Origin of the sequence: Mycolicibacterium vaccae NBRC 14118 = CIP 105934 (assembly GCF_001552715.1) — a bacterium.
In the GTDB taxonomy this organism is placed as follows: domain Bacteria; phylum Actinomycetota; class Actinomycetes; order Mycobacteriales; family Mycobacteriaceae; genus Mycobacterium; species Mycobacterium vaccae.
Genome location: NZ_BCRS01000178.1, coordinates 1 through 11,831, shown reverse-complemented (window position 1 = coordinate 11,831; position 11,831 = coordinate 1). Strand labels below are relative to the sequence as shown.

11 protein-coding genes and 1 pseudogene are annotated in these 11,831 nt (G+C 70.8%); 11 read left to right on the top strand and 1 reads right to left on the bottom strand.

Translation table 11 applies throughout. From position 1 onward, the window contains the following. The first annotated feature begins 105 nt into the window (after positions 1-105). The 11 genes from MVA01S_RS25350 to xerD all read left to right on the top strand — a co-directional run bounded on the left by MVA01S_RS25350 (position 106) and on the right by xerD (position 11,301). Positions 106-927: a tetratricopeptide repeat protein gene (locus tag MVA01S_RS25350; RefSeq protein WP_003934062.1), complete on the top strand. Its 822-nt coding sequence runs from the start codon at positions 106-108 to the stop codon at positions 925-927. 1 nt (position 928) lies between these two features. Beyond that, the gene (locus tag MVA01S_RS25345) at positions 929-1,942 is read left to right on the top strand and encodes an HAD-IIA family hydrolase (RefSeq protein ID WP_003934061.1); all 1,014 of its coding nucleotides are present in this window, start codon (positions 929-931) and stop codon (positions 1,940-1,942) included. A gap of 13 nt (positions 1,943-1,955) precedes the next feature. Further along, on the top strand, positions 1,956-2,111 hold the full coding sequence (locus MVA01S_RS31605; protein WP_003934060.1) for a hypothetical protein: 156 nt from the start codon (positions 1,956-1,958) through the stop codon (positions 2,109-2,111). Between the two features lie 5 nt (positions 2,112-2,116). Beyond that, positions 2,117-2,923 carry a TlyA family RNA methyltransferase gene (locus MVA01S_RS25340; protein WP_003934059.1) on the top strand — a complete coding sequence of 269 codons (807 nt, stop codon included), beginning with the start codon at positions 2,117-2,119 and terminating at the stop codon, positions 2,921-2,923. Continuing rightward, a complete protein-coding gene (locus MVA01S_RS25335; protein ID WP_003934058.1) occupies positions 2,920-3,840 on the top strand; it encodes an NAD kinase in 921 nt (306 codons plus the stop codon). Before MVA01S_RS25340 ends, MVA01S_RS25335 begins: the two co-directional genes overlap by 4 nt. Then, on the top strand, positions 3,840-5,612 hold the full coding sequence (gene recN / locus MVA01S_RS25330) for a DNA repair protein RecN (protein WP_003934057.1): 1,773 nt from the start codon (positions 3,840-3,842) through the stop codon (positions 5,610-5,612). Before MVA01S_RS25335 ends, recN begins: the two co-directional genes overlap by 1 nt. A gap of 92 nt (positions 5,613-5,704) precedes the next feature. Beyond that, positions 5,705-6,889 carry a putative cytokinetic ring protein SteA gene (steA, locus tag MVA01S_RS25325; RefSeq protein WP_003934056.1) on the top strand — a complete coding sequence of 395 codons (1,185 nt, stop codon included), beginning with the start codon at positions 5,705-5,707 and terminating at the stop codon, positions 6,887-6,889. Between the two features lie 10 nt (positions 6,890-6,899). Beyond that, positions 6,900-7,841, top strand: coding sequence for a copper transporter (locus MVA01S_RS25320; protein ID WP_003934055.1), 942 nt, complete (start codon positions 6,900-6,902; stop codon positions 7,839-7,841). Positions 7,842-7,965: 124 nt separating this feature from the next. Further along, complete coding sequence (gene pyrG, locus MVA01S_RS25315) at positions 7,966-9,723, top strand: CTP synthase (protein ID WP_003934054.1); 1,758 nt, start codon at positions 7,966-7,968, stop codon at positions 9,721-9,723. Then, positions 9,716-10,351 (top strand): NUDIX domain-containing protein, encoded by a 636-nt coding sequence (locus MVA01S_RS25310; protein ID WP_003934053.1) that lies wholly within the window; start codon positions 9,716-9,718, stop codon positions 10,349-10,351. The genes pyrG and MVA01S_RS25310 overlap by 8 nt, the downstream gene beginning before the upstream one ends. Next, the gene (gene xerD / locus MVA01S_RS25305) at positions 10,348-11,301 is read left to right on the top strand and encodes a site-specific tyrosine recombinase XerD (protein WP_040543339.1); all 954 of its coding nucleotides are present in this window, start codon (positions 10,348-10,350) and stop codon (positions 11,299-11,301) included. Before MVA01S_RS25310 ends, xerD begins: the two co-directional genes overlap by 4 nt. Before the next feature lie 30 nt (positions 11,302-11,331). On the opposite strand, the pseudogene MVA01S_RS32270 reads toward xerD, so the two are convergent. Beyond that, positions 11,332-11,831 (bottom strand): annotated as a pseudogene (locus MVA01S_RS32270) (hypothetical protein); the annotation flags it as partial.

The window sequence follows — 11,831 nt, the reverse complement described above, 5'->3', positions numbered from 1 at the left end:
AGAAATCGCCCCCCACAATTGCGTGGGGGGCGATTTTCTTTTCTTTATCGCCATTTCTGTATTTCCAGATTATGAGGCCGCTCAGCTGGGGGATATCCTTTTGCCGTGCCCCAAGACAATCAGGGTGGCCGCGGCGACCGTCGACCCGGCCGCAACGGCAACGCCAACGGCAACCGGCAGCCGCGCCGTGACGCGCGTCCGGCGCCGCGTACGTCTGGCCCGAACCGTGCGCGCCCCAGCCAACCGCGGCCCGACACTGACGGGCCGGTAGGCCCGCCGATCCCGAAAGAGATCGAGGCCAAGCAGCTGGCGCCCGAGATCCGCGGAGAGCTCACCACCCTCGACCGCAGCACCGCCGACGCGGTGGCCCGGCACCTCGTGGCGGCCGGCGAGCTTCTCGACGAGGACCCCGAAGCCGCGCTGGCCCACGCCCGCGCCGCCCGCGCCCGTTCGGGCCGGATCGCCGCCGTGCGCGAGGCCGTCGGTATCGCCGCCTACCAGTGCGGCGACTGGGCCCAGGCCCTGGCCGAGCTACGCGCCGCACGCCGAATGGGAAGTCGCTCACCGTTGTTGGCGTTGATCGCCGACTGCGAACGCGGTGTCGGGCGACCTGAGCGGGCGATCGAACTCGCTCGCAGCCCTGAGGCCGCGGCACTGACCGGAGACGACGCGGACGAGCTTCGCATCGTCGTCGCCGGCGCGCGGTCGGACCTGGGTCAGCACGAACAGGCGCTGTCTGTGCTGTCCACCCCGACGCTCGACCCGAGCCGCACCGGGCAGACCGCAGCGCGGCTGTTCTACGCCTACGCCGAGACGCTGCTGGTCCTCGGCCGCAACGACGAAGCGCTGCAGTGGTTCCTGCACGCCGCACGCGCTGACGTCGAGGGAGTCACCGACGCCGAAGAACGCGTCACGGAGCTGTCCTGACGTGAGCAGCCTTGCGCAGCAGCATGATTGTCTGCTGCTCGACCTCGACGGCACGGTGTTCCGCGGCCACGAGCCGACCCCCGGCGCCGTCGAGACGCTCGCCGAGATCGGGTCGCGCATTCTGTTCGTCACCAACAACGCCTCCCGCGACGCCGAGCAGGTCGCCGTGCACCTGCGCGAGCTCGGCTTCACCGCGGGCGCCGGCGACATAGTCACGAGCGCCCAGAGTGCGGCGCGGCTGCTGGCCGACCAGCTGCCTGCGCAGGCCAAGGTGCTGGTGGTGGGCACCGACGCGCTGGCCGGGGAGGTCGCCGCGGTCGGGCTGACGCCGGTCCGGCAGTGGTCGGACGAGCCCGTCGCGGTCGTGCAGGGTCACTCGCCCGAGACCGGCTGGTCGGACCTGGCAGAGGCGGCGCTGGCGATCCGGGCAGGGGCGCTGTGGATCGCCGCCAACATCGACAAGACACTGCCGTCGGAGCGCGGTCTGCTGCCCGGCAACGGTTCGATGGTCGCCGCGATGCGCACCGCCACCGACCGCGATCCCCAGGTGGCGGGCAAGCCGGCTCCGGCGCTGATGCGGGACGCGTTGGCGCGCGGGCGGTTCGACCGGCCGCTGGTCGTCGGGGACCGCTTGGACACCGACATCGCCGGCGCCAATGCCGCGCAGCTGCCCAGCCTGATGGTGCTGTGCGGGGTCAACAACGTCGAGGACGCGATCTGGGCAGTGCCCGGCGAGCGCCCCACTTACCTTGCCGAAGACCTCAGAGCACTCACCGGCGCCGGCGCGGACACCCTGCGCGTGGCTCCGCACCCCGGCTGGCAGGTCGACGTCGACGAAGCGTCGGTGACGGTGCGGTCCACCGGAGCCGATCCCGGGGATGCGCTGGCGGCGGTGCGCGCGGTCGCCGCGGCGGTCTGGGCCGCGGACGCCGACCGTCGTCCGGTCCGGGTCGCGGACGACGGGGCGCGACAGGCCGTGCAGCAGTGGTCGCTGGTCTGCGCCGCCATCGACTAGCGTGAAGGCCGCTATGACCAACGACCCCACCCAGATCCGCGCCCAGGTCACCGAACTGCTGGGTGAGTCCGCCGAGGTGTCGGCGGCAGACCTGGACTCCGTCGCAGCGCGCCTCGAGGAGGCGCACGAATTGCTGGTGCGCGCGCTGGAATCCGTCGAGAAAGGCTGATCCGCGTGACGCGTCGCGCACGTGTTGACGCCGAACTGGTCCGGCGGGGCCTGGCCCGCTCGCGCCAGCAGGCCGCCGAGCTGATCGGTGCCGGCCGTGTCCGCGTCGACGGCATGCCCGCGGCCAAACCCGCCACGGCGATCGCGGTGACCGCCAATCTCACCGTCGAGGGCGACACCGATTCCTGGGTGTCGCGAGGGGCGCACAAACTGATCGGCGCGCTGGACGCGTTCGGACTGTCCGTGGAGCGGCGCCGGTGCCTGGACGCGGGCGCCTCGACCGGTGGATTCACCGAAGTGCTGCTGGCGCGCGACGCCCGCGAAGTGGTCGCCGTCGACGTCGGCTACGGCCAGCTGGCCTGGTCGCTGCGCACCGACCCGAGGGTCACGGTGATGGAACGCACCAACGTCCGCGAACTCACAGCCGAGGCCATCGGCGGCCCGGTCGATCTCGTCGTGGCCGACCTGTCGTTCATCTCGCTGGCGACGGTGCTGCCCGCACTGACGTCCTGCGCGTCACCCGGCGCGGATATCGTTCCCATGGTGAAACCTCAGTTCGAGGTCGGCAAGGACCGGGTCGGTGCCGGCGGTGTGGTGTCAGACCCTGCGTTGCGCGTCGACGCCGTGCTCTCGGTCGCGCGCAGGGCCGCGGAGTTGAATTGGCCCGCCGTCGCAGTGACCGCGAGCCCGCTGCCGGGACCGGCAGGCAACGTCGAGTACTTTCTGGACCTGCGCACCCCCGGCGAACACTCGCTGCAGGGGGACGATCTGGTGGCCGCGGTGCGTCGCGCGGTGGACGAGGGGCCGCAATGACCGAACGCACCATCCTGCTTGTCGTCCACACGGGTCGAGAAGAAGTGACCGAGGTGGCGCGCCGCTGCGAGAAAGTGCTGGGCGACAACGGGATCGCGTTGCGGGTGCTGTCGGCCGAGGCCGTCGACCGGGGACCCGTCCACCTCGCGCCCGACGACATGCGGGCACTCGGCGTGGAGATCGAGGTGGTCGACGTAGACGAGAGTGCCGCCGAGGGTTGTGAGTTGGTGCTGGTGCTCGGCGGCGACGGCACGTTTCTGCGGGCCGCCGAACTGGCGCGCAACGCCGAGATCCCGGTGCTCGGGGTGAACCTGGGCAAGATCGGGTTCCTGGCCGAGGCCGAGGCCGAGGCCATCGACGCCGTGCTCGACCACATCATCCGGCGTGACTACCGGGTGGAGCACCGGATGACGCTCGATGTCGCGGTCCGCGCCGGCGGCGAGTTGCTCGACCGCGGCTGGGCGCTCAACGAGGCGAGCCTGGAGAAGGGCCCGCGGCTGGGGGTGCTCGGTGTGGTGCTCGAGGTGGATGGGCGGCCGGTGTCGTCGTTCGGCTGCGACGGCGTGCTGGTGTCCTCGCCGACCGGGTCGACGGCCTACGCGTTCTCGGCCGGCGGCCCGGTGCTGTGGCCGGATCTGGAGGCGATCCTGGTGGTGCCCAACAACGCGCACGCGCTGTTCGCCCGCCCGATGGTGACGAGTCCCGAAGCGCTGATCGCCATCGAGATCGAGGCCAGCGGTCACGACGCGCTGGTGTTCTGCGACGGCCGGCGCGACATGATCGTGCCGGCAGGTGGCCGCCTCGAGGTCACCCGGTGCGCCACCCCGCTGAAGTGGGTGCGGCTGGACAGCGCACCGTTCACGGATCGGCTGGTACGCAAGTTCCGGCTGCCGGTCACGGGGTGGCGCGGACAGTAGTGCTCAACGAAATCCGAATCGAGGCGCTGGGTGCGATCAGCGCGGCGACCGCCGAGTTCGACGGCGGGCTGACCGTGCTGACCGGCGAGACCGGCGCGGGTAAGACGATGGTCGTCACCGGTCTGCACCTTCTCGGGGGTGCGCGCGCCGACGCGACCAAGGTGCGTTCCGGCGCGGAGCGCGCCGTCGTCGAGGGCCGGTTCACCACCGCCGAGCTCGGGGCGGCGGTGGCCGCGCAGGTCGACGAGATCCTGGACTCCTCAGGCGCCGAACGCGACGACGACGGCAGCATCATCGCGGCCCGCTCAGTGAGCCGGGACGGGCCGTCGCGGGCCTACCTCGGCGGCCGCAGCGTGCCGGCGAAGTCGCTGAGCGGTTTCACCAACGAACTGCTCACCCTGCACGGCCAGAACGACCAGCTGCGCCTGATGCGGCCGGACGAGCAGCGCGGAGCGCTGGACCGGTACGCCGACGTGACCGTTCAGCTCGAGCGCTACCGCACCGCACGCGAGGCCTGGCTGGAGGCCAAACGCGATCTCGACGACCGTCGGCGCCGGGCCCGGGAGATGGCACAGGAAGCCGACCGGCTGCAGTTCGCGCTGAACGAGATCGACGTGGTCGCCCCACAGCCGGGGGAGGACGAGGCGCTGGTCGCCGACATCCGCCGGCTGTCCGAACTCGACGCGCTGCGCGATGCGGTCGAGACCGCCCGGGCGGCGCTCTCGGGTGACGGTGACGACGGGTTCTCCGCCTCCCACGCGGTCGGTCAGGCACGGACGGCGCTGGAGGGCACCGACGACGTCCCGCTCAAGGCGCTGGCCGAACAGCTCGGCGGCGCGCTCGCCGTGCTGGTCGACGTGTCCGGGGAACTGAGTCATTTCCTGAGCGAACTGCCCACCGACACAAGCACTCTGGAAGCCAAGCTGGCGCGTCAGGGTGAACTGCGGACGCTGACGCGCAAATACGCCGCCGACGTCGACGGTGTGCTCGAGTGGGCCGCGCAGGCCCGTGACCGGCTCGCCCAGCTCGACGTGTCCGAGGAGGCTCTGGCCGGGCTGGATCGACGGGTGGGGGAGTTGCAGGCCAAGGTGGCCGCCTCGGCGCAGGACCTGACCAAGGTGCGGGTCAAGGCCGCCAAGGGGTTGTCCAAGGCGGTGACCGCCGAACTGTCCGGTCTGGCGATGGCAGGTGCGCAGTTCGTGATCTCGGTCAGCCCGCTGCCTGCGCGCGCCGACGACACCGCGCCGCTTTCGTTGCCCTCGGGGGCCACCGTGCACGCCGGCCGCGACGGGGCCGACGCCGTCGAGTTCGGGTTCGCCGCGCACGGCGGCTCGGATCTGCTGCCGCTGAACAAGAGTGCGTCCGGCGGTGAGCTCTCCCGCGTGATGCTGGCCCTCGAGGTGGTGCTGTCGGCATCGACCGAGGGCACGACCATGGTGTTCGACGAGGTCGACGCCGGTGTCGGCGGCCGGGCCGCGGTGCAGATCGGGCGCCGTCTGGCCCGGTTGGCGCGCACCCATCAGGTCATCGTGGTCACCCACCTGCCGCAGGTCGCCGCATATGCCGACGTGCATCTGGTCGTCGAGGGGGCCGCAGGGCGCGCCGACGGCAAGGGCAAGGCGAAATCCAGCGGCGTCCGCCGCCTGCAGGAGGAGGACCGGGTGGCCGAGCTGGCCAGGATGCTGGCCGGGCTGGGTGAGTCCGACAGCGGCCGCGCACACGCCCGCGACCTTCTCGACGCCGCCCGAAAGGACCGGGACGCCTCGGCATAGCGGTGTGACAGATGTGAAAGTAGGTAACTTCTGAGGCTGGTGTTACGGCGCGCCTCCGACGGATTCGTGAGGTTGCTGGCCAGAATCGGCCCATGAAGATGTCAGCGCTGCTGTCCCGTAATGCCAGCTCACGGCCAGGTATCACCGGCACCGCCCGCGTGGACCGCGACATCGATCGACTCCTGAGACGGGTCACCCCCGGCGACATCGTCGTTCTCGACGCCCTCGATCTGGACCGCGTCACTGCCGACGCCCTGGTCGAGGCCGGCGTCGTCGCGGTGGTCAACGCGTCCGCGTCGATCTCGGGCCGTTACCCCAACCTCGGACCCGAGGTGCTGGTCGCCAACGGCATCGCGCTGGTCGACAGCACCGGGCCCGAGGTGTTCAAAAAGGTCAAGGACGGCGCCCGGATCCGCCTCAACGAGGGCGGCGTCTACTCCGGTGACCGCCGACTGGCCCTGGGCATCGTGCGCACCGACGCCGACATCCACGAGCTGATGCAGGAGGCCAAGGGCGGTCTGGTCGCGCACCTGGAAGCGTTCGCGGGCAACACCATCGAGTTCATCCGCAGCGAGAGTCCGCTGCTGATCGACGGGATCGGCATCCCCGATATCGACGTCGACATGAACCGCAGGCACGTGGTGATCGTGGCCGAGGAAGACAACGCCGCGGCGGATCTGAAGGCGCTCAAGCCGTTCATCAAGGAATATCAACCGGTCCTGGTTGGCGTCGGCACCGGTGCCGACATCCTGCGCAAGGCCGGCTACCGGCCCGCGCTGATCGTCGGCGACCCCGACAAGATCAGCACCGAGGTGCTGCGCAGCGGCGCCCAGGTGGTGCTGCCCGCCGACGCCGACGGCCACGCCGCCGGGCTGGAGCGCATCCAGGACCTCGGCGTGGGCGCGATGACGTTCCCGGCGGCGGGATCCGCGGCGGACCTGGCGCTGCTGCTGTGCGACCACCACGGCGCGTCGCTGATCGTCACCGTCGGTCACACGGCCAGCATCGAGGAGTTCTTCGACCGCACCCGCCAGCAGAGCAACCCGTCGACGTTCCTGACCCGGATGAAGGTCGGGGAGAAACTCGTCGACGCCAAGGCCGTCGCCACGCTCTACCGCAGCCGCGTCTCCGGCGGGGCGGTCGCGCTGCTGGTGCTGGCCATGCTGATCGCGGTGATCGCCGCGCTGTGGGTGTCGCGGGCCGACGCCGCGGTGATCGAGTGGGTGTCCCAGTACTGGAACCAGTTCCTGCTCTGGGTCCAGGGTCTGGTCTCGTAGGGGCGGCGCGATGATCTCGCTGCGTTCCCACGCCATCTCGCTGGCCGCCGTGTTCCTGGCGCTGGCGATCGGTGTGGCCCTGGGCTCGGGACTGCTGTCCAACACCGTGCTGACCGGCCTGCGCGCCGACAAGCAGGAGATGCAGCAGCAGATCGACACGCTGACCGGTGACCGCAACGCGCTGAACGAGAAGTTGCGTGCCGCGGGTGATTTCGACGCCCAGGTGGCACCGCGCATTCTGCGCGACGGTCTGGGCGGCAAGTCGGTGGTGATCTTCCGGACCCCCGACGCCGCCGACGACGACGTCGACGGACTGATCCGGCTGATCGGTCAGGCCGGCGGCACGGTCAGCGGCACGGTCGGTCTGACGCAGCAGTTCGTCGAGGCGAACGCGGCCGAGAAACTGCTCTCGGTGGTCAACTCGCCGATCCTGCCCGCGGGCGCCCAGCTGAGCACCACGACGGTCGACCAGGGCTCGCAGGCCGGCGACCTTCTGGGTATCGCACTGCTCAACGACAGAGATCCCAGGACCCCGCCCGTCGACGACGCCCAACGGGGCACCGTGCTGGAGGCGCTGCGCGACACGGGCTTCGTGACGTACGACACGGCACGCATCGGCGGGGCCGACACCGCACTCGTGATCACCGGCGGCGCGCTGGGCGAGGATGCCGGTAACCGGGGCTCGACCGTCGCCCGGTTCGCGTCCGGGCTCGCTCCGCACGGTTTCGGCACCGTTCTGGCCGGGCGCGACGGATCGGCCACCGGAGCCTCCGCGGTAGCGGTGACCAGGTCGGATGCCGCGCTGAAGAACGCGGTCAGCACCGTGGACGACATCGGCAGCGAATCCGGCCGGATCACCTCGGTGCTCGCACTCGGCGCGCTGATCAACGGCGCCCGGCCGGACCAGTTCGGCATCGGCCCGGGAGCGACCTCGGTCACCGTCCCGCAGTAGCCCGGCGCGTCAACCCCACCGGGTGCCGGTCGGTGTTAGGGTGGGGTTCCGTGGGTCGGCAGGCCCCAAATCGGGTGTGAACCCAGCGAAAACAAGCCCTGCCCGGTCATCACGGAGGTTGTTCTTGCCAGCGTTACGCAAGCACCCGCAAACGGCCACCAAGCACCTCTTCGTCACTGGTGGTGTGGTGTCGTCACTCGGCAAAGGTCTCACGGCGTCCAGCCTGGGCCAGCTGTTGACGGCTCGGGGCCTGCAGGTGACGATGCAGAAACTCGATCCCTATCTGAACGTCGACCCGGGAACGATGAACCCGTTCCAGCACGGCGAGGTGTTCGTCACCGAGGACGGAGCCGAGACCGACCTCGACGTCGGCCACTACGAGCGCTTCCTGGACCGGAACCTGTCCGGGTCGGCCAATGTCACCACCGGACAGGTCTATTCGCAGGTCATCGCCAAGGAGCGACGCGGCGAGTACCTCGGCGACACCGTCCAGGTGATCCCGCACATCACCGACGAGATCAAGCGCCGCATCCTGGCGATGGACGACGCCGACGATCAGGGCAACCGGCCCGACGTGATCATCACCGAGATCGGCGGCACCGTCGGCGACATCGAATCGCTGCCGTTCCTGGAGGCCGCCCGCCAGGTCCGCCACGAGGTGGGCCGGGAGAACTGCTTCTTCCTGCACTGCTCGCTGGTGCCGTACATGGCGCCCTCCGGTGAGCTCAAGACCAAGCCGACGCAGCACTCGGTCGCCGCGCTGCGCAGCATCGGCATCACGCCGGACGCGCTGATCCTGCGGTGTGACCGGGACGTGCCCGAGGCGCTGAAGAACAAGATCGCGCTGATGTGCGACGTCGACATCGACGGCTGCATCTCCACCCCGGACGCGCCGTCGATCTACGACATCCCGAAGGTGCTGCACCGCGAGGAACTCGACGCCTATGTGGTCCGGCGGTTGAACCTGCCGTTCCGCGACGTCGATTGGACCCAGTGGAACGATCTGCTGCGCCGGGTGCACGAGCCGCGCGAGACCGTGCGAATCGCGTTGGTGGGCAAGTACATCGACCTGTCCGATGCCTACCTGTCGGTCGCCGAGGCGATCCGGGCAGGCGGGTTCGCGCACCACGCCAAGGTCGAGATGCGTTGGATCGCCTCCGACGACTGCGAGACCGACGCCTCGGCCGCGGCGGCACTGGCCGACATCGACGGCGTGCTGATCCCCGGCGGGTTCGGCATCCGCGGCATCGAGGGCAAGATCGGGGCCATCCGGTATGCGCGCAAGCGCGGGCTGCCGGTGCTCGGTCTGTGTCTGGGCCTGCAGTGCATCGTCATCGAGGCGGCACGGTCGGTGGGGCTGACGGAGGCGAACTCCGCCGAGTTCGACCCGGCCACCCCGGACCCGGTCATCTCCACGATGGCCGACCAGCGCGACGTGGTCGCCGGCGAAGCCGACCTCGGTGGCACGATGCGGCTGGGCGCCTATCCGGCGGTCCTCGAGCCGAATTCGATTGTCGCGCAAGCCTACGATTCCACGGAGGTGTCCGAGCGGCACCGGCACCGCTACGAGGTGAACAACTCCTACCGGGACCGGATCTCCGAGAGTGGCCTGCGGTTCTCAGGCACCTCACCGGACGGCCATCTCGTGGAGTTCGTCGAGTACCCGCCGGAGGTGCACCCGTTCCTGGTGGGCACTCAGGCCCACCCCGAGCTCAAGAGCCGTCCCACCCGTCCGCACCCGCTGTTCGTCGCGTTCGTCGGCGCATCGCTGGACTACAAGAACGCCGAACGGCTGCCGGTGGAGATGCCCGAGATCCCCGAGCCCGAACTGAGCGCCAACGGTGCCGAGCACACACTCGAGGACGCCCCGGCTCGTGGCTGACGGTGATCGCGGGCGTCACGAGTTCACCACCGTCTCCTCGGAGACCATCCACGTCGGGAAGATCCTGGCTATGCGCGCCGACGAGGTGCGCATGCCCGGCGGCGGCACCGCGCGGCGCGAGGTCGTCGAACACTTCGGCGCGGTCGCGATCGTCGCACTCGACGACGACGGTCGCATCACGCTGATCCAGCAGTACCGGCACGCGTTCGGCCGCCGGTTGTGGGAGCTGCCCGCAGGGCTGCTCGACTACGGCGGCGAGCCGCCGCACGAGACCGCAGCGCGCGAGCTGGTCGAGGAGGCCGGACTGGCGGCGCGCCACTGGGCGACCCTGGTCGATCTCGACTCGGCCCCGGGTTTCTGCGACGAGAGTGTGCGGGTGTTCCTGGCCACCGGGCTCAGCGACGTGGACCGGCCCGAGGCCCACGACGAGGAGGCCGACCTGACCCTGGAGCGCGTCGACCTCGCCGACGCCGTCGCCCGGGTGTTCTCCGGAGACATCGTCAATTCGATCGCGGTGGCCGGCATCCTGGCCGCGCACTCGATGCCGGACGTCTCGGCGCTGCGTCCGGTCGACGCCCCGTGGGTGGACCGGCCCAGGACGTTCGCCCGCCGGATGGGACATCTGTGACGACGGGAGTGGAACCGGCGGCCCTGGACGAACAGTTCCAGGGTTATCTGGACCACCTCGCGATCGAACGGGGAGTCGCGGCCAACACGCTGAGCTCCTACCGCAGGGACCTGCGGCGCTACGCCGAACACCTGACCGCCCGCGGGATCACCGACCTGGCCGGGGTGGCCGAGGCCGACGTCAGCGAGTTCCTGGTGTCGTTGCGCCGCGGCGATCCGGACAACGGGGTCGCGCCGCTGTCGGCGGTGTCGGCGGCCAGGGCCGTGATCGCCGTGCGCGGTCTGCACCGCTTCGCCGCCGCCGAGGGCATCACCACCGTCGATGTCGCCCGTGAGGTCAAACCGCCCACCCCCGGGCGCCGGCTGCCCAAGAGCCTGAGCATCGACGAGGTGCTCGCGCTGCTGGAGGCCGCGGGCGGGGACAGCGAGACCGACGGTCCGCTGACGTTGCGCAACCGGGCCCTGCTGGAACTGCTGTACTCGACCGGCGCCCGGATCTCCGAGGCGGTCGGTCTGGACGTCGATGACGTCGACACCGAGGCGCGTTCGGTGCTGCTGCGCGGCAAGGGCGGTAAACAGCGGCTGATCCCGATCGGTCGGCCGGCGGTCAGCGCGCTGGACGCCTATCTGGTGCGCGGCCGCCCCGAGCTGGCGCGGCGGGGCCGTGGCACGCCGGCGATCTTCCTCAATGCCCGCGGTGGCCGGCTGTCGCGGCAGAGCGCCTGGCAGGTGCTGCAGGACGCGGCCGAACGGGCGGGCGTCACCGCGACGGTGTCCCCGCACGTGCTGCGGCACTCGTTCGCCACCCATCTGCTCGACGGCGGCGCCGACGTCCGTGTCGTTCAGGAACTGCTGGGGCACGCGTCGGTCACCACGACGCAGATCTACACCATGGTCACGGTGAACGCACTGCGCGAGGTGTGGGCGGGCGCGCACCCGCGAGCTCGTTGAGCACGCCCGCCCACTTTCGATAACCCTCGGTCAGTCCGAATCGGACGAGCCCGAGCCCGACGAGCCGGAGCCCGAATCGGAGTCCGACGAGCCCGAGCTGCCGGCGCCGCCCCGAGTGTCGCTGCCCAGTCCGCCGGAGCCGCCTCGACCGTTGGGCGCACCGCCGTCGCCGCCGTCCCCGCCTGTGCCGGAGCCGCCGAAGCTGGTGCCCGATCCGCCCTTGCCGCCCCGGCCGCCCTCGGTGGTGCCGTCAGCGCCGTCGCCGCCGTCCCCACCTTCACTGTCGCCATCGAGGCTGCCGGCCGATCCGCCGTTGCCGCCCCGCGCACCGGTGGATCCGTCGGTGCTGGTGGCGCCGTCTCCACCGACGCCGCCGGTGCTGTCGTCGGTGACGGTGACGCTGCCACCGCCGTGGCCGCCGCGTCCCGGCCGTGTTCCGGTGCCGCCGTTCCCGCCGTCACCACCTCGCCCGGAGACGACCGAGGCCGCTCCACCGCCGCTTCCGCCGGCACCGCCGGAAGTCGTTGCCG